15 protein-coding genes and 1 tRNA gene are annotated in these 18,013 nt (G+C 32.9%); 8 read left to right on the forward strand and 8 right to left on the reverse strand.

What is annotated here, in order from left to right; genetic code table 11:
* Window positions 1–7: 7 nt before the first annotated feature.
* The gene (locus C1H87_RS07605) at window positions 8–2,239 is read right to left on the reverse strand and encodes a S9 family peptidase (RefSeq protein ID WP_102755238.1); all 2,232 of its coding nucleotides are present in this window, start codon (window positions 2,237–2,239) and stop codon (window positions 8–10) included.
* 151 nt (window positions 2,240–2,390) lie between these two features.
* Here C1H87_RS07605 and C1H87_RS07610 point away from each other — a divergent pair, with 151 nt between their 5' ends.
* Window positions 2,391–3,713: a hydroxymethylglutaryl-CoA reductase, degradative gene (locus C1H87_RS07610; protein ID WP_102755239.1), complete on the forward strand. Its 1,323-nt coding sequence runs from the start codon at window positions 2,391–2,393 to the stop codon at window positions 3,711–3,713.
* A gap of 97 nt (window positions 3,714–3,810) precedes the next feature.
* Window positions 3,811–5,187: a GYDIA family GHMP kinase gene (locus tag C1H87_RS07615; RefSeq protein ID WP_102755240.1), complete on the forward strand. Its 1,377-nt coding sequence runs from the start codon at window positions 3,811–3,813 to the stop codon at window positions 5,185–5,187.
* A 101-nt stretch (window positions 5,188–5,288) separates the two neighbouring features.
* On the opposite strand, the gene C1H87_RS07620 is transcribed toward C1H87_RS07615, so the two are convergent.
* The 7 genes from C1H87_RS07620 to C1H87_RS07650 all read right to left on the reverse strand — a co-directional run bounded on the left by C1H87_RS07620 (window position 5,289) and on the right by C1H87_RS07650 (window position 13,249).
* A complete protein-coding gene (locus C1H87_RS07620) occupies window positions 5,289–7,412 on the reverse strand; it encodes a peptidylprolyl isomerase (protein WP_102755241.1) in 2,124 nt (707 codons plus the stop codon).
* A 306-nt stretch (window positions 7,413–7,718) separates the two neighbouring features.
* Window positions 7,719–9,008, reverse strand: a complete 1,290-nt coding sequence (locus C1H87_RS07625; RefSeq protein ID WP_102755242.1) for a hemolysin family protein — start codon at window positions 9,006–9,008, stop codon at window positions 7,719–7,721.
* Window positions 9,008–9,202, reverse strand: coding sequence for a hypothetical protein (locus tag C1H87_RS07630; RefSeq protein WP_102755243.1), 195 nt, complete (start codon window positions 9,200–9,202; stop codon window positions 9,008–9,010). Before C1H87_RS07630 ends, C1H87_RS07625 begins: the two co-directional genes overlap by 1 nt.
* A 58-nt stretch (window positions 9,203–9,260) precedes the next feature.
* Window positions 9,261–9,821 carry an LPS export ABC transporter periplasmic protein LptC gene (gene lptC, locus C1H87_RS07635; RefSeq protein ID WP_102755244.1) on the reverse strand — a complete coding sequence of 187 codons (561 nt, stop codon included), beginning with the start codon at window positions 9,819–9,821 and terminating at the stop codon, window positions 9,261–9,263.
* Window positions 9,821–11,203, reverse strand: coding sequence for a tetratricopeptide repeat protein (locus C1H87_RS07640; protein ID WP_233783387.1), 1,383 nt, complete (start codon window positions 11,201–11,203; stop codon window positions 9,821–9,823). Before C1H87_RS07640 ends, lptC begins: the two co-directional genes overlap by 1 nt.
* Before the next feature lie 19 nt (window positions 11,204–11,222).
* Window positions 11,223–12,521, reverse strand: a complete 1,299-nt coding sequence (locus C1H87_RS07645) for an outer membrane protein transport protein (RefSeq protein ID WP_102755246.1) — start codon at window positions 12,519–12,521, stop codon at window positions 11,223–11,225.
* The gene (locus C1H87_RS07650) at window positions 12,518–13,249 is read right to left on the reverse strand and encodes a type III pantothenate kinase (protein WP_102755247.1); all 732 of its coding nucleotides are present in this window, start codon (window positions 13,247–13,249) and stop codon (window positions 12,518–12,520) included. The genes C1H87_RS07645 and C1H87_RS07650 overlap by 4 nt, the downstream gene beginning before the upstream one ends.
* Before the next feature lie 182 nt (window positions 13,250–13,431).
* Here C1H87_RS07650 and C1H87_RS07655 point away from each other — a divergent pair.
* The 6 genes from C1H87_RS07655 (at window position 13,432) to C1H87_RS07680 (ending at window position 18,012) form a co-directional block, all read left to right on the forward strand.
* Window positions 13,432–13,504: transfer RNA gene (locus C1H87_RS07655), tRNA-Phe, on the forward strand.
* A 72-nt stretch (window positions 13,505–13,576) separates the two neighbouring features.
* Window positions 13,577–14,317, forward strand: a complete 741-nt coding sequence (locus C1H87_RS07660; RefSeq protein WP_102755248.1) for a carbohydrate-binding family 9-like protein — start codon at window positions 13,577–13,579, stop codon at window positions 14,315–14,317.
* A gap of 115 nt (window positions 14,318–14,432) precedes the next feature.
* Window positions 14,433–14,915, forward strand: a complete 483-nt coding sequence (locus tag C1H87_RS07665; RefSeq protein ID WP_102755249.1) for a DinB family protein — start codon at window positions 14,433–14,435, stop codon at window positions 14,913–14,915.
* A gap of 141 nt (window positions 14,916–15,056) precedes the next feature.
* A complete protein-coding gene (locus tag C1H87_RS07670; protein ID WP_102755250.1) occupies window positions 15,057–15,578 on the forward strand; it encodes a GNAT family N-acetyltransferase in 522 nt (173 codons plus the stop codon).
* 254 nt (window positions 15,579–15,832) lie between these two features.
* Window positions 15,833–16,312: a hypothetical protein gene (locus tag C1H87_RS07675; RefSeq protein ID WP_102755251.1), complete on the forward strand. Its 480-nt coding sequence runs from the start codon at window positions 15,833–15,835 to the stop codon at window positions 16,310–16,312.
* Entirely contained in the window at window positions 16,309–18,012 is a 1,704-nt protein-coding gene (locus tag C1H87_RS07680) for a tetratricopeptide repeat-containing sensor histidine kinase (protein WP_102755252.1), read from the forward strand. Before C1H87_RS07675 ends, C1H87_RS07680 begins: the two co-directional genes overlap by 4 nt.
* Window position 18,013: the final 1 nt, after the last annotated feature.

Below are 18,013 nucleotides of genomic sequence, written 5' to 3' on the forward strand. Positions count from 1 at the left end.
TAATTATTTATCCTTTTATCGTTTGTTCTTTTACTTTCTCTTCTTTTTGCTTTTCGATTTTATCACCAAGTGTTTTGTTAATAAAATGCGTCATTTTTTTATATAAGTGAAGTCTAGTATTACCACCATAAATCCCATGGTTCTTATCTGGATATACAGCCCAATCAAATTGCTTATCGGCTTGAATTAAAGCTTCAGCTAAACGCATGGTATTTTGCAAGTGCACGTTATCGTCTCCAGATCCGTGAACTAACAGAAAATCACCCTTTAATTTATCTACATGATTTATCGGTGAATTATCATCATAGCCACTGGCATTTTCCTGAGGTGTCGTCATGTATCTTTCTGTGTAAATGGTATCATAAAAACGCCAGCTACTTACTGGTGCCACAGCAATTGCCATTTTAAATACGTCATTTCCTTTAAACAAACAATTACTACTCATAAAACCGCCATAACTCCATCCCCAAATGCCTATTCTTGTCGCGTCAATATATGGTAACTCACCTAATTGTTTCGCAGCCGCTATTTGATCCTCTACCTCGTATTTTCCAAGTTCATTTTGAGTTACTTTTTTAAACGCAGCACCTTTTAATCCTGTACCTCGACCATCAACACATACAACAACATAACCTTGTTGTGCCAAGTGCTGATACCAATAATCGTTTGCACCATTCCATCTATTTGCTACAGACTGAGATCCTGGTCCGGAATACTGCGCCATGAATAATGGGTACTGCTTTGAATCGTCAAAATCGGCCGGTTTAATCATCCACATATTAAGATCGTTGCCATTTATATGAATGGTACTAAACTCTTTTTTTGATGTTTTATAGTTTGAAAGATTTTGAGATAATACATCATTATCTTTTATGCTCTTTATTAAATTTCCTGAAGCGGCACTATTTAAAGTGTACTCTGGTGGTGTGGAAGCACTTGAAAATGTATTAATAAAATAAGAGAAATCTGCACTAAACGAAGCCCTATTGGTTCCTTCGCTTTTTGTTAATCTGGTTTTATTACGACCGTTTAACTTAATGGAATATACATCTCGATTGATGGAGCCATTTTCAACGGATTGATAGAAAATCTTATTTGTATTTTCATCATAACCATAATAATTAGTGACTTCCCAGTTCCCTTTGGTTATTTGATTGATAAGTTTCCCGTTTTTATCGTAATGGTAAATGTGATTAAACCCATCTTTATCACTAGTCCAGATAAAGCTATTGTCTTTTAAAAAAGTTAGATTATCTGTTACATCGATATAAGCATCATCTTTTTCGGCTAACACTAAATTAGATGTATCTCTTTTAGCGTTTATCATCCACAAGTCCAATTCATTTTGGTGCCTGTTCATATAATGTGCGCTTAATATATCTGAATCGTTAGTCCATTTTATGCGAGGAATATAAAAATCGTTGTAAACTTTATCTACCTTAACTTTTTTAGTTTCGTTAGTTTCCAGATCATGAATGTGTAATGATACGTTAGAATTTGCTTCTCCAGCTTTCGGATATTTAAATACATGTTGTGTTTGGTAAAGTCCTTCACCGTAAACATCCATTGAAAACTCTGGTACGTTCGTCTCATCAAATCGTATAAATGCTATTTTATTACTTGCCGCATTCCACTCGAAAGCACGAACAAAAGCAAACTCTTCTTCGTAAACCCAATCTGTAATACCATTAATTATAGTGTTCTTCTTGCCATCTTGGGTTATTTGAGTCGTTTCTCCAGATAGCAAATCTTTTATATATAAGTTATTATCCTTTGCAAAAGCGACTTTGTTAGCATCTGGCGAAAATGTTGGTTCTTGAATTTTATCCTTGTCGATTAATGTTAATGATCCGTCATTAACATTATAAACATAATAGTGCCCTAAAACAGAACGACGATAAATCGCTGTTTCGTTAGTTGCTAAAATCACTTTATTTTCGTCTTTACTGAAGGTATAATTAGTAAAATATTGCAATGCATCCAACGACGCAGAATTCACCAAGGTTTTAACCTTTTTTAAGGTTTTATAATCGTAAATATCTATAGCCGTTGTTCTTGTATTTCTATCGAAATTTAAAACCGAATATTGCTGTCCGTTTGCCAAAGAATGTAAAACGTCCATTCTTTCTGTTCTAAAGGTGCCATTCCAAATAGATTCGAGGGTAATATCTTTCGTTTGTGCTGATAAAAAAACTGTAGTAAAAAAGCAAACAAAAAAAGATAATTTTAAGGATTTCATCAAAAAAAATATTTATTTCACAAAATGATGTCAAGTTTACTAAAAATTACGCAAAAAACCACCTTTATTAACACTTAAATACTTCTGAATAAATCGAGATTATCAATATTCATACCAAGAGTAGTATCTTTGCACGATAAACTAACATTTTATGAGTAAATCTATTAGCGGTTTTTCTAAACTATCAAAATCTAAAAAAATCGATTGGATTGTTGACACTTATTTTTCTAATGCAGATGATGCCAAGCGCGTTTTAAAGCAATATTGGAATACCGATGAAAGACTACAGCAGCTTCACGACGAATTTATTGAAAACACTATAACCAACTATTATTTACCTCTTGGTGTAGCACCTAATTTTTTAATAAACGACAAGCTGTACACCATACCTATGGCTATTGAAGAAAGCTCGGTAGTAGCTGCCGCTAGTAAAGCTGCCAAGTTTTGGTTAGAACGAGGTGGTTTTAAAACATCTGTGATTTCTACAACTAAAATTGGCCAGGTTCACTTTATTTACAAAGGTGAGTTTTCAACTTTAAAATTGTTTTTTAGTAAGATAAAATCCAAGCTTATACAAGATTCCAAATCTATTACCGCAAACATGGAAAAGCGTGGTGGAGGTATTATAGATATAGAGTTACGTGATAAAACCGATGATATAAACAATTACTATCAGCTCCATGCATCTTTTGAAACTCTTGATGCTATGGGTGCTAATTTTATAAACTCCTGCTTAGAGCAGTTTGCTAAAACTTTTAAAAGCGAGGCCTTGCTATTTGATGCTTTTTCTGAAGAAGAAAAGCAGATAGAGATTGTTATGAGCATATTATCCAATTACGTTCCAGATTGTTTGGTACGTGCTGAAGTAAGTTGTAAGGTTGATGATTTAAGTGAAAATGACACCATTTCTGGGGAAGCTTTTGCTAATAAATTTATACAAGCTGTTAATATTGCTGAAGTTGAACCATATCGTGCGGTTACGCACAATAAAGGTGTTATGAATGGTATAGATGCCGTGGTTTTAGCTACTGGAAATGATTTTAGAGCGGTTGAAGCTGGTGTACATGCATATGCTTCAAGACATGGAAAATATAGTAGTTTAACGCATGCTAAAATTGAAAATGGTGTATTTACTTTTTGGATTGAAATCCCTCTAGCTTTAGGAACCGTAGGTGGGCTTACTGGCTTACATCCATTGGTTAAATTGGCATTGGAGTTATTGCATAAACCGTCTGCTAAAGAACTTATGCAAATTGTTGCTGTTGCTGGTCTGGCACAAAATTTCGCCGCACTTCGTTCACTTATAACAACTGGTATCCAGCAAGGACATATGAAAATGCATTTAATGAATATTCTTAATCAGTTCGAAGCTAATAATGAAGAAAAGGAAACTATAACAGAGTATTTTAAAACAAATACCGTAACGCATAGTGCCGTGGTAGAGGCTATTAATAAGCTTAGAGTAAAAAGTTAATTTTTTTGGTTTAACCTCAAGCGACTGGATACTGTAAAATAAGTATATTGCCTCTCGGGTGACTGAGTGTAGTCGAAGTCACATTAATAAATAAAATATGCCTAAAGGTTTTTTATACATACTAGAGTGTTTCGATGGTACTTTTTATACAGGAAGCACAATAGATTTGGACAAAAGATTACATGAACACCAAAATGGTAGAGGTGCAAATCACACAAAAAAGAGGCTTCCTGTAAAATTGGTCTATGTGCAAGAATTTTCAAGAATTGATGATGCCTTCTATAGAGAAAAACAAATTCAAGGTTGGAGCAGAAAGAAAAAACAAGCTCTTATTGAAAACAATTTCGACAATTTAAAAAAGTATTCGGAATGTATGAATGATAGTCATTATAAAGAGTGGCTTCGACTACGCTCAGCCACCGAACAAGGTAATAAAAATGAAGCTAATCAACAACCGGTAACTGAGCGTAGCCGAAATCACGATAATGAAAAAAATTCAATGCACTCAGCCGCCAAAAACAATAATAAAGAGGAAACTATCCAACCGGTAACTGAGCGTAGCCGAAGTTACCATAGCAACGGAAAGCTTTTACTAACCGGAGAATATGTCGTTCTCGATGGCGCAGTATCATTAGCTATTCCCACAAAATATGGACAATCTTTAGAAATCGAAGCTATTTCTGAACCTAAACTTATTTGGAAAAGTTTAGATGAAAACAAGGCAATTTGGTTTGAAACCATTTTTGAAATCGCAAATAATAAGATTTCTGACGCTGTTCGAAATGACAATAATGTTTCGGAAAGACTTATTCAAATCTTTAATGCAGTGAAACAACTTAATCCTAATTTTTTAAATACCAATAACGGATTCAAAATTACTACGACATTAGACTTTCCTAGGCATTGGGGCTTAGGCACGTCCTCTACGTTAATAAATAACATAGCGCAATGGATTAATATTGACGCCTATAAACTGCTAGAAAACACTTTTGGTGGTAGTGGGTACGACATCGCTTGTGCGCAACACAATACGCCTATTACTTATCAATTAGAAAATGGGAATCCTAGGGTTACTCCTATTGATTTTAACCCGTCTTTTAAAGATAATTTATATTTTGTTTATTTAAACAAAAAACAAAATAGCAGAGATGGTATTAAACACTACAATGCACACAAAGGAAATTTAAAACCTGTTATTGAGGATATAAACAATATTACTTCCCAACTAATTGCTTCGAGTTCTTTAGAAGTCTTTGAGGCTTTAATTACGCAACACGAAACTATTATATCCAAGCTTACAAAACAAAAAACTGTTAAAGAGGTTTTCTTTAACGATTTTAAAGGCAGTATTAAAAGTCTTGGAGCCTGGGGCGGTGACTTTATCTTGGCGAGTTCTAAAGAAAACCCAACTTCTTACTTCAACCAAAAAGGGTTTGAAACTGTAATTCGTTATACAGATATGGTATTAAACTAATTTAAACCTTTATAATTGGCTAAAAGGCGAAAGAGTTTTAAAAAACAAAAAAGGTTTCGTAAAACGAAACCTTTTTTAATGTTATTATTATTTCTAAGTTCTTATTGAACTTGTGTTTTAGCTCTATTATCCTCTATTTCGGCCGTTTCTTTCAAGGCATTGTATAGTTTAGAATTAACAACTGTTGCTTTTTGTTGCTCTACTCTATTGGCCGCAGCCTGATAACTATCTAATTTTACAGCTGGTGTTATTTTTGTTACTTGAATCATGTAAACACCATTTTCTCCATCAATTAATTTTGAAGTATTTCCTTCCTTTAATCCGAAAGCAGCACCTACTACTAAAGGCTCTCTACCTGCTCCAGAAATAGTTGGACTTTTCATGTTTATAGCAGAAGCAGTTCTTACCGTTGTGCTTTCTGCTGCTGCTAAGTCTTCAAGAGTTTTAGCAGACACTCTATCTCTAATCATTTTAGCCTTTTTCTCTTTTCTGATAATAGGTAATACCTTAGCTGAAGCATCATCAACAGACATTAATCCTTCTTTGTGTTTTGCAACCAATTGCGCGACTACATAACCGTTAGGAACGTTGAAACGTTTTACATCACCTATTTCAGCATCTTCTTCAAAAGCCCAACGTACTATTGGTCTTTGGTTTCCAACGCCAGGTATGTTTTCATCTAAAACTTTAATTCCATTTACTGGACGTACATTAAGTTTACCTTCTTTTGCTAAAGCTTCAAAATCTCCTTTGCCCGCATTAATTTCAAAATTAGATGCATTTCTAAATATTTCTGCTGTAGTATCTTCAGATGGTTCTATCTTTCTTGCAATTGTACCAACTTGTATGGCTTTGCTTTTATCTTTTTGTCCTTCAATTTCTATAATATGAAATCCGAAGATTGTTTTAACAATACCTAAGTCTCCTGTTTTTCCTTCAAATTCAAAATCATTAAATTCTGGAACCATTGTATTATAAGGATGCCAATCGTAACGTCCTTCTTTTTCGATACTTCCTTTATCTGAAGAAAATTCTTTTACTAATTCTGGGAACTTAGAACGGTTTGCTTTAATAACAGTTAATAAACTATCAGCTGTTGTTTTAGCCTCTGCTTCTGTTTGAGTAACTTCTGGAGCAGCACTTCGTGCTCCTGTAAAAGGTATTAAAATGTGTCTTACTTTTACAGAATCTGGTATTTGTTTTACAGCTACAACCTTAGTGATTTTAAAGCTACCGTTATCTTTATAAGGTCCATAAACACCACCTGCATCGAGCTTGTAAATTGTATCTGCAACTGCAGCTGGCAAACTTGATTTAAATACAAAACGCTTGTCGAATTTTATATCTGAATACGAGTTAATATAATCTTCGTCATTCTTAACTTTCGAAAAAGGTAAAATTGTATCTGTTCTTCCGTTTTCATCAACAAAACGACCATTTAAATAAACATTAAGATCAGCTTTAATAGCATTTTCATCTTCTACAGATGCTACTTCATTAAACTGTACAAATTTAATATCTCTAGAAGCATCAACTTTGTATGCTTTCTTATTTTTATTGATATAGCCTGAGATATCTGATTTAGAAACTTCTACCAAACTATCATTAATAGAGGCATAAGCTACTTGTACATATTTAATATCTACTTTATTTCCTTCTAATTTATGCTCCAACTCTCCTTCTGCCAAAGTACCGGTTAATCCAGCTTTAACCAAGTTGAAATAGTTTTGCTGTAACCCACGAGATGCAACCGATTTCTCATAATCAATCCAGCTAGCATAGGCCTGTGCTGAAGTTTCTTTTAAATTAGCAATGTACTCGTTTAATTTATTCTCATCGAAAAGACCTGCTTCGTTTAAAAACTCTGGGCTTGAAGCCAAAGACGTTTTTAACAAATCTCTCATTTGATCTTTTTCTACAGAAATGCCTAGTTCATCGTATTGCGTTTGCATTACAATTCGTCTAACCTCCTGCTCCCACACTCTGTTCATTACTTGGGTATTCGTTGCATTGGGACCTGCTTGTCTTTGTGCCACCTCTACCTTTTGCATAAAGTCTTCTCGTGTAATGTCTTTACCATTTATAGTAGCAACTATATTTTGTGATTTCGAAGTAAGCGCATCACTGTTTTTAAATAAATCTGCTAATACAAAAGAAAATAACGCTAATGCTATTATTAATATTAAAAATAGTGAACGTTGTCTAATCTTATTTAAAACTGCCATCTGTAATTTAAATTTTTAAAACCCCTGTTGGGATTTAGCTTTTCATCTTGGTTGTCAATTTAGTGATAATTGACAAAATATCGTGCGCGAAAATACCATTTTCTATTTAATAATAAAAGCGTAAAGGCGCATTAATTGTATTATATCAATTACAGATTGAAATAAGCCATTTAAACTTATTCGTTATTTAGTTTTAGATTCCTTTTTTTGGTAAAATATACTTCGATAAGATGCTAATTAAGAGCTTAAAAGCGACAATTTGAACGACACTTATAATTAAATGCAATTGAGCCATTATTTTAAAAATCAATCTTCTTCCAACTGTTTAAGCTTTACCATATCAATTTTAGTATTGGAGACTTCTAAAATTTCAAATTGAAAGGTACCGATCTTTACTACATCATTTTGAGCTGGAATCTCTTCGGTATGGTTAACAATAAGCCCTCCAAGTGTTTCGTAGTTCTCGCTTTCGGGCAGGTTTATCTTGTAGTTTTCATTAATGTAGTCAACTTCTAAACGTGCTGAGAATTTATATGTATTATCGTCTATAACTTCTTCAATTAAGTCTACTGTATCATGTTCGTCTTCTATTTCACCAAACAGTTCCTCTACAATATCCTCTACCGTCATTATACCTGATGTGCCCCCATATTCATCTAAAACAACAGCTATACTTCTTCGTTTTTTTGTAAGCACGCCCAATACATCTTTTATAAGTACAGTTTCCGGCACAAACTCCACAGGCAGCATCATAGATTTAATACTTTTGGGCTTTTTAAACAATTCAAAAGAATGCACATAGCCTAAAATATCATCCATCGTCTCTTTGTAGACTAGTATTTTGGTACACCCTGTTTCTGTAAACATCGTATTAAGCGATTTAATAGAGTCGTTAATTTCTACAGCTATAATTTCTGTACGTGGCACCATAACCTCTCTGGCTTTAACTTCGGAGAATTCTAATGCATTTTGAAAAATCTGAATTTCTGTATCAACCTCATCATGCTCTTCTACAGATTCCATCTGTTCACTTATATAATTACCCAATTCTACTTTTGTAAATGCTAACTGTATCTGGTCGCCTTCAGTTTTAAAAAAGTGTTTAAGTACAAAGTCCGAAATCCAAATAACGAAGTCTGAAATCAAAGAAAACAGGACATAAAATACATACGCCGGAATAGCCAGAATTTTAATTAATGTGTTTGAGTAAATCTGAAAAAACACCTTAGGCAAAAACTCTGCTGTAATTAAAATAATAAATGTCGATATTAATGTTTGTGAGAGCAAGCTTAAATCGGTTAACATATAGTTTAAAAAGCTATATGATGTTGGTAAGATTGTTTTAAACCAATTAACCAATAGATCGCCCATAAAAAACCCATAAATAACCAATGCAATGTTGTTTCCTATAAGCATTGTAGCTATAAACTTTGAAGGTTTAGCCGTAAGTCTTCTTAAAACTGTGGCAAATATACCGTCTTGTTTTTTTTCAATTTCAATATGAATTTTATTTGAAGACACATAAGCAATCTCCATGCCCGAGAAAAAGGCCGAAAGAATTAATGATGCAATTATAATAATGGCATAAAGGCTCATTAGTTTGAATTATCTTTATTTTCAAACTTTTTTCTAAACCTACTTCTAAAGAAAAACATAAAAACCGCCAAGGCCGCAAGTAATATTGAAGGGTATGCAATTTCACCTAAACTCATATACTTTGCAATAGCATCGTAAATAAATAGTACGGCAAAAACCAAATAGGCATATTGAAAAATCTTAGAATACTTCATAAATTATGAATCGTTGATTATTTAAAACAAAGATAGTAAAATCGAAAAAGAGAAAGTGTTAATCGTCAAGTGAAATAATGCCAGTTACCTCAAGTACTTCGGCATTTGTGAAATTTTTATTAGAGTCGAAACCATTGCCATTAATGATATCTTGCTCTGTTTTAAACGTAACAGGCACATTCGTAAATACCCATTCTTTATTTCGATCAAAATATAACTGTTCCGTTTTTAAAATATTGCCGTCATGAGTCGTAATAACAACACTGTCTTGCAAATCTATAAGCCCTGTTTTGTCATATACAATCGCATAATCAGAAACAATGATACTTTTTCTGTTTTCCTCATCATATACATACAGCGTAACACCGTCTGTAAACTCGTAAAAAGGAAAATCTCTATTCGAAAAATCGAACATCTTAGTCCCTAATAGATTCAAATCAACCCTACCCGAGTCTGTATGTTTTAAATTTATGTTTTCGGCAACTCCTATCGGTTCATTTTCCGAAACACCAATTTTTTGAACTCGTTTAAAGTTATCGGCACATGAAAAAAACATAGTCATAGTAAATAATACTATGACTATGCTTAATAAACTATTATATATATGTGTTTTGTTCATTAGATTTTTGGCACTGTAACCGAAGCTCCAATCCAACAAGCTATTTTAATAACTTGTCCTGATCTACCTGAACTAAATATCTCTGCTTTATTTGGTGCTTTAGCTAAATAATTAGCAACAGATTTAGAAGAGTTTTTCTTTTGTGTAGGATCTACACGGGCAGCTTTTCTTGCCTCTTCTGCTGCTAACCAATATACAGCTCTTTTGTCGAAGTTAGTAGATCCACAGTTGTTAGCACTAGCTGCGTACATAGCCGCAATAGATAAATAAGGACGTCCATTTGAAGGGTTTAACCTCAATGCTTGTCTAAAGTAATTTCTAGCTTTACCATACCTTCTCTTCTTTTTAAGAATAAGTCCGATTCTGTTAGCCAATTTCGCCTTTTTAAAGCGTTCTGTTTCTAAATCGAAAGCTTGTTGAAAATACTTTATAGCCTCATTTTCTTTGTGATTTTTAAATAAAATAGTTCCTACGAAGTATTTAGTATCTGCAGATGGTGCCGTTTGGTCATAAGACTTTACTAACTTCTCATACAAAGGATCGTCTGTACACTCTTTGTGATACATTCTGCTTACCGCACGTTTTAACCAAAGCGCGTCGTTTTTATACTCTTCGAAATCTTTATTGTATAAAGGAATTAAGTTTTCACAATTCGCTCTATCACCCAATTTTTGGTCGATACTTCCAGAAATTTGATCGTAAGCTTTTAAGTAGCTTTCATAAAATTTCTTATACTTACCTTCTTTTTTAGTTAACGCAGTACCAGTATCTTCTTTCTCGATAAGCTTATTAAGTTTTTCAGAATAGTTTTTAACTTCTTCTTCTACTTTCTCTACTACATCATCGTATTTATTAAATAAATCTTTAGCTGGTTTCTTTTTTGCATCATACAAATCAACCATTAAAGAGAAATACGTATATAAACTTTTAGGGTTTGTAAAAGTAACCTTATCTAATTTATAAGCATTGTCAAAACACTCGTAAAGCTCTTCTTTTGATTTATTTAATATTTTTCTGTTGTCGTACATTAATTGACAAGCTTTTGCAGCGTACTCTCCTTTTTTGGTTTTACTGGCAAAGTACATTCCTCTTTGTTCCCAAAGCTTCAATAAATCATTAATGTAATTTATTTTCTTTACGTCTGTGGCGTTTTTAATTTTATGATTTAAAATCTTCTCACCATCAATGTAAATAGCATTATTGAATTTAGGACATTTATTTCTCACCAACATCCATGGCTCATAAGCCGCGTCATAATTTTTAGCTTTCACATATTCGTGAAAAATAGAAAGCTTAGTCATGCACTCTTCATCTTGTTGCGCATAACCAACATTTAAGCCAACTAATAATAACGTAAATAAAAATGTAATTTTCGTTCTCATAATAATAATTTTATGCTTGTTAGTCATATTTTCTTTTCTGAAACCATCTGTCGTTCAGAGATAAACTTATCTGGAAATTAACAAAATTTTCTTGAATCAAGCCATTGTTCGTAGTCCCTCTCCTACCTACCTCAACACCTAAATTAGCATTTGATAAAAAATTCCCAACTGGTAAACCTACTCCAAAAGATATGCCAAACTCATTTATTGATTCATTTTCAATATTTAATCCTGTTTTTTCATAGCGTAATCCTGCTCTAAAAACAGTTCTTTTAAGGTAGCTCGTATAAGAATCGTATTGTGGAATATAAAATCCTCCTAAAGAAAAAGTTGAAGCATCTTCGTATACTTGGGAAACTGCACTATTAGTATATAGTTCATTTGAAAAATTGCTCATTTTTTGAGAAGTATATTCTGCTCCAACAAACCAACTTCTTGGTTTTCCTATTCCCGCACCTATTGAAAATTTTGATGGCAATGTTAAATCGGTTTCCAATAGTCCATCAGCTTCTAAATCTACATTTATAGTCGAGCCTCTATTTGTACCAGAGTTAATAGTCGATATAGATCTTTGGTTTTTAGATACTATTTTACTCTCTGGAGTATATGTTACGGCAGAAGACAATTGTAGTTTATCGGTTAACATTCTTCTATAAGTTAACCCTAAGTTGAAATTTAAACCACTTAAATCGGATCTGTTATTTTCTTGCGAATAATTTTGAAGAGGTTGTCCATCACTGTCGAACGAAAATAAGATGGCGCTGTTTTGAATATTCCCAAAATTATAATGGGCGTCAACCCCTATGCTTAATCCATCCGTTATTTGATAACCTAATCCAAGAAACGCCTTATTAAGACCTCCTTCTCCACGAAATCTACTTTCAACTTCTCCGTTATCGTTTGATGCCTCTAATTTATACCCTACCGATGTGTAAGGCAATAACCCAAAGCCAAAGCCAAACTTACCCATGGGTATAGATAAAGCTAAATAATCGAAAGTGGTTGATGATGTTTGATCTGTTCCTGAATCACTTTTTAAACTTATACTAGAATGGCTTCCTCCTACTGTAAATTTTACCGGCCTGGCTTCATTATTAAAAACTTCCATGTTTTTTCCTGCAAAAGAAGCGGGGTTTCGTAAATTAATGTGAATACTGTCGTTAAAAACACTTATCCCCCCCATGCTCCTATTCTCTACGGTTCCTTTAAACTTAAGACTTCCTATTCCGTAAAATGAATATGGCGAAGCCGTTCCTTCTTGACCGTAACTGTGAATTGCAAAGACTGCAACGAAAACTAATACAAGCTTTTTTATCATTCGTTTGAGTTAAATTGTAAAATAAAATTCAATCCCTCTAAAAGAAAATTAGAATTCGCAAATATGCTACTTTTTAATTGTTTTGACAAAAAATTAGCGTCGCCTCCTGTTAAAATTACTGTTAAATCTGAATATAATCGATTATATTCCTCAATAACGCCATCTATTTCTTTTAAAATGCCATTTACTACTCCAGAGTGTATAGATTCATTCGTAGAATCTCCTGTAATACTTTTCGGGATTTCTGAATCTAATAACGGTAAATTAGCGGTTAAATTACTTAATGATTTATAACGCATACGAATACCGGGAGAAATAGCCCCTCCTTTATATTCGTTTTTTAATGTTACGAAATCGTAAGTAATACAAGTTCCTGCATCTATTATAAGGACATTGTTATTAGGAAACTGTTCAACCGAAGCACAAACCAATGCTATTCTATCTACTCCCAAAGTGTTAGGTGTAGCATAAAGGTTTTTAAACGGTAATTTCACCTCGCTATCTAAAATCATAACATCGAAAGATTTGCCAATGGTATTAACTACCGATTCGCTTAAATTCCCTACCGAAGAAATAATAGCCCTTTTTATAGCCGGATACTTCTCTTTTAAAACATTTGTAGTTTCTAAAATAAGTTTTAATTCTACTACCTCTTTATGCTTAAGCTTACTTTTCTCAAAAACTGCAAGTTTTACAAAAGAATTGCCTACGTCTATTATTAAGTTCATATTTTTCAAAAAAAGCTTAAATTTACAAAACGAGTTTTAATATTATCCTTTATAAATCTATAATGTTAATTATAAACTAGTTAAAGCCATTCCTTATAAAAATAAATAAATCTGACTGATTTTTTATAAATTTCGTTTGGGGAATAGCAAAAATGGATATATATTTGCAACCGCTTTGGCGAGGTACCTTAGCTCAGTTGGTAGAGCAAAGGACTGAAAATCCTTGTGTCCCTGGTTCGATTCCTGGAGGTACCACACAAAAATCCCGAAACATTTTGTTTACGGGATTTTTTATTTTTAGGTATTTTTGAAGTAATAAATAAACTCATGAAATATCCTTCACTACTTCTTTCCTTAATTATGTTTGCCTGTGTTCATTCACAGACCAATAAACACCATAAAGCTTATAAAGCAAAATCGAGTATAACTGTTGATGGGTATGCAAATGAACCTGTCTGGAATGATGCAGCACCGCTCATATTATCTAACTTTTATGATAATGACACCAAGGAAGAAGGACAACAAACAAAAGCTAAAATAAGCTGGGATGATAGTAAACTATTTATTTTTTTTGAATGTCAAGATAAATATCTTACAGCTCGTGAAGTCAATAGAGATGGGATGCCCTTTCTGGATGATTGTGCTGAAGTATTTCTTATCCCAGATCCAAACCCATTGAACATGCACTTCGGATTTGAGGTAAACCTATACAAAGCGGCTAACGATTTTATATTCATTAATGGCATGGGTAAAGCTGGGTTTGTTTCGGTAAAAGCATATAATCCGGAAATTGAAGTTGAAATTAAGGTAAATGGTACCATTAATAATAATTCTGATATTGATTCTGGATGGACGATGGAAATTGCCATTCCAATTTCCGCTTTTCATACCAATGGTTTAACCAATACTTTTAATCCCGCCCAGACTTGGCGCATGCAATTATTACGTCAGGATCGGAACAAAATGAAGAGCGAACAACATACAACCTACACTTTATTCCCTCTATTAGAAAATAGAGACGTACATGACCCTCAAAGTTTTGGCAAGCTTCTTTTTACACAGAATTAAGAGATACACATAGACTGCTTTGAGTAACAGCAAATACAAACGTTTCGCTTTTTGTATCTTGTAAATCGAAATAATACTTACAATAGCTTATTGCAGGAACGTTTACTCTTATTCGATGAACACCTTAATCAATCACATCATTGAACAACTAACCGAAATTCAGAGCGGAAAAATATGGATAGGCAGTTCGTACAAAAGCAAATTAAATAGCATTGACGATCATTTAGTTTTTATAAGTCCCATTAAAGATTTACACAGCATTGCTGAAATCATTTCGCATCTAACTCTATGGAGAAACGAAGCCATCTTAAAAATCAAAACTGGAAAAGGAAGCAAAACAGACGACTGCGAAGAAAATTGGTTAACAAATGAAAAATTAAAAGTAAAGGGCTGGACTAAAATAAAATCGGAATACGACAATAGTCTGTCTGAATTAATAGACTTGTTAAAGGAAAAAAATGACGAGTTTCTTAACGAAACATATTACGACACGGATTTTAAAGGAATTTATAAATACCGCTTTTTATTAAACGGAATGCTCCACCATGACATTTACCACTTAGGACAATTGGGAATAATAATAAAATATTTGAATTAAAAACCACTGCCAACATGTTGTATGACATATTGCGGCAGAACCCTTTAACAGAATTCATTATGATGTTGTTACTTTAGAGATTGATTAAAAAATTCGATAACCAACCATACACAAATGTGTCCACAATATTGAAAACCATTGATGGATAAAATAGAAATCAGATTAGCGAATAAAAAAGATGCCAAATTTATCGCTCTTCTTGGCAGAATTACTTTTACCGAGACTTTCGGACATTTGTTTCGAGACAAGCAAGACCTATTGAATTACCATAACTCAACATTTTCCGTTGAAAAAATAGAAAACAGTTTTACAAAACCAAATAACATTTTTTGGATTGCCTTTGTTAATCGATTACCAGTTGGATATGCGAAGCTAAAGCTGAATTCGAAATCAGATTTCATGAATTCAGAACATAGCTGCCAGCTTCAAAAAATATATGTCTTAAAAGACTTTTTATCGATGAAAATCGGATTTAGATTACAAAATATACTTCTGAAAAAAGCAAAGGATTTGCAATTTGAAAAAATTTGGTTGTCTGTGCTTAACAGTAATGAGCACGCAATAAATTTTTATAAAAAAAATGAATTTGTAGAAATTGGCAATCACGATTTTCAAATCGGAAAAGAACATTTTGAATTTATTGCAATGTCTAAAGAATTATAAAATAGAATGCTACGGACAAAGCCAGAGCTAGCCTTTTATTTTTAATTATTGGTCTTATCATACTTACTTTAGCTACCCTATTTTCAAATATTTTATTAGCATTATCTATTTTAAATTCTAGATTAACCCTTTAAAAACACTGTGTCCATGAAAATCCTGACAAGATTTAAGGCTATTTTGCTTATAAGTATTAACTTTCCGTACTTTTAAAGAAAAGTATACATAAACCCTAAAATCTAAAAACAAAATTAATCATGAGTTTACCACAACAAATTGGGGGAATAGAAATCAACTCCATTTCTTTCGAACAGTTAAAATTAGATGTTGATACTTTAAACGCTATTTCCGAACCCACAGCTAGTGTTATAGAAAAAAGCAACAACGAATTCAACGTAAACATTTTTACTCATTTGCCAGCAACGTTAAAAGTGATCCAAAGCATGAACAGCGCTTTTAAAGTCAATGAAAATATATGGGTAAGATATGACGGGCTATTAAATATCTCAACCCCTATTACCTCTCACCCTCCTGGCATACCTTGCAGAAGTTTTGAAGTAGTTTACGAAGCGCAAGAACCTAATCCAAGTGTTTTTATTTTGTATAAAATATCGTTTGATTATTCGATAACGACTCCCGAATCTGGTGTTGAAGCCGAAGCTATTTTTGTAAGAAATAACGATTTAGACCCAAGAACGTCCAGAGGAACAGTTACTACCATCAGACAAGAAAAATGAAATGGCTCGTTTTTTTGTTGATTCCAATAAACCTGTTTTCGCAGAGTAATATTGATGATATAGAATTAAAAAGCTCTATTGAACGTATTTGTAAAGGAAAATTTGCAACCTTTCATAAAGCCCATGAATTTTATTTTAACAAAAAAACAGACTCAGCTTATATCTATAGCAGCAAAGCATCTTTCTTCGATAAAGAAACTGAGATTAATGATTTTTCAAATTTTATATATGGAGTAAGTGCCTCTAAAAAGGGATTCTATTCTATAGCAGAAGACAAGCTTAATAATATTAGCTCTGAATTTCCTTTTCAGCATCTGGTCTACTATAACTTAGGTATTACTGCATTAAGATCTAATAAATTTGAAAAATCATTAAATTATTACAGAAAGGCGCTTAATTACCATAAAATTAAGAGCAATGCTAAACTAAAAATAATTTATCATAATATAGGGATATGCTACCTACATTTGAATAATTTTAAAAAAGCAGAAGATTATTTAAAAAAGGAGGTAGAAATAGCCAAACTCGATAATGACACATTAGGTTTGCTACATGCAAAACTAGACCTTGGAAACGCATATTATGAACAGCATAAAGACAATCAAGCTATAGCCTTATTTGAAGAAGCGTACAATTTAAGCCAAATCCATACTGATTTAGAGGCTAAACAAGCTGCCTCCGAAAATATGGCTATAGTTGAAAAACACAGAAACAATTACAAAAAAAGCCTTGAATATTTAGAACAAAGCATGGCTTGGAAGGATTCTATATGGAATAAAAATAAGATTTCACTATTGCTTGAAAAAGACAAGCAACAAATTGTAACCTTAAAAGAAAAAGAAGTACAAATACAAAAAGAGCACGTTAAATTCCAAAAAAAGCAGAACAACTGGTTTTTAGGCGGCAGTATCGTACTGCTTTCTTTATTGGGTCTACTACTCTATTTCTATAGAATTAAAACACGACAGAATGAAATAATAACAACACAAAAACAACAATTAGAAAAATTAAATAACACAAAAAACTATTTATTTTCTGTGGTTTCTCACGATTTAAGATCGCCCGTTAATTCAATTAATTACAATAACGAAACCCTAAATCGCGCCTTAAGTAACAACAATATTCAAGAAGCATTAAAGCTTAACAGCGCAAACATAACCATTTCGAAAAACACCTCTCATCTATTAAACAATATTCTCAATTGGGCATTAGAACAGAACGATCAGCTATTGTTTTCTCCTCAATTTCATGCCATAGATATCTTGATCGAATCTGTTTTGTTTGACTACAAACCCCTGGCCTTAAATAAGAATATTGAATTAACATTCCTTAATAAAGATTCCGGCACCCAAGTATTTTTAGATCAGGAGCTGTTTAAAATTACTTTCAGAAATTTAATAGACAACGCTATTAAGTTCACACCAGAAGATGGCAAAATAACCATAGAGACCTCAACCTCCGATAAAGCATGTTTTATCATAATTAAAGACACTGGCGCTGGTATGCCTCCCGAAATTTTGAAAACCATTAACAACTATGAAACATTAACCATAGAAAAGATTGATCGCTCCAAAGGTCTTGGTCTCGGATTACTCCTAAGCAAAGTATTAACCCTAAAGAATAACGGTACATTTCAGATAAAAAATAGCGATGATAAAGGAATAATAATTACCTTAGGAGTACCTATTAAAAAAATCTAAA

The organism is Flavivirga eckloniae, from assembly GCF_002886045.1.
Taxonomy (GTDB): domain Bacteria; phylum Bacteroidota; class Bacteroidia; order Flavobacteriales; family Flavobacteriaceae; genus Flavivirga; species Flavivirga eckloniae.

Bases quoted from the DNA above. Each gene is read 5' to 3' on its own strand.
- C1H87_RS07605 (WP_102755238.1), bottom strand. From the start codon at position 2,239: ATGAAATCCTTAAAATTATCTTTTTTTGTTTGCTTTTTTACTACAGTT.
- C1H87_RS07610 (WP_102755239.1), top strand. From the start codon at position 2,391: ATGAGTAAATCTATTAGCGGTTTTTCTAAACTATCAAAATCTAAAAAA.
- C1H87_RS07615 (WP_102755240.1), top strand. From the start codon at position 3,811: ATGCCTAAAGGTTTTTTATACATACTAGAGTGTTTCGATGGTACTTTT.
- C1H87_RS07620 (WP_102755241.1), bottom strand. From the start codon at position 7,412: ATGGCAGTTTTAAATAAGATTAGACAACGTTCACTATTTTTAATATTA.
- C1H87_RS07625 (WP_102755242.1), bottom strand. From the start codon at position 9,008: ATGAGCCTTTATGCCATTATTATAATTGCATCATTAATTCTTTCGGCC.
- C1H87_RS07630 (WP_102755243.1), bottom strand. From the start codon at position 9,202: ATGAAGTATTCTAAGATTTTTCAATATGCCTATTTGGTTTTTGCCGTA.
- lptC (WP_102755244.1), bottom strand. From the start codon at position 9,821: ATGAACAAAACACATATATATAATAGTTTATTAAGCATAGTCATAGTA.
- C1H87_RS07640 (WP_233783387.1), bottom strand. From the start codon at position 11,203: ATGAGAACGAAAATTACATTTTTATTTACGTTATTATTAGTTGGCTTA.
- C1H87_RS07645 (WP_102755246.1), bottom strand. From the start codon at position 12,521: ATGATAAAAAAGCTTGTATTAGTTTTCGTTGCAGTCTTTGCAATTCAC.
- C1H87_RS07650 (WP_102755247.1), bottom strand. From the start codon at position 13,249: ATGAACTTAATAATAGACGTAGGCAATTCTTTTGTAAAACTTGCAGTT.
- C1H87_RS07660 (WP_102755248.1), top strand. From the start codon at position 13,577: ATGAAATATCCTTCACTACTTCTTTCCTTAATTATGTTTGCCTGTGTT.
- C1H87_RS07665 (WP_102755249.1), top strand. From the start codon at position 14,433: ATGAACACCTTAATCAATCACATCATTGAACAACTAACCGAAATTCAG.
- C1H87_RS07670 (WP_102755250.1), top strand. From the start codon at position 15,057: ATGGATAAAATAGAAATCAGATTAGCGAATAAAAAAGATGCCAAATTT.
- C1H87_RS07675 (WP_102755251.1), top strand. From the start codon at position 15,833: ATGAGTTTACCACAACAAATTGGGGGAATAGAAATCAACTCCATTTCT.
- C1H87_RS07680 (WP_102755252.1), top strand. From the start codon at position 16,309: ATGAAATGGCTCGTTTTTTTGTTGATTCCAATAAACCTGTTTTCGCAG.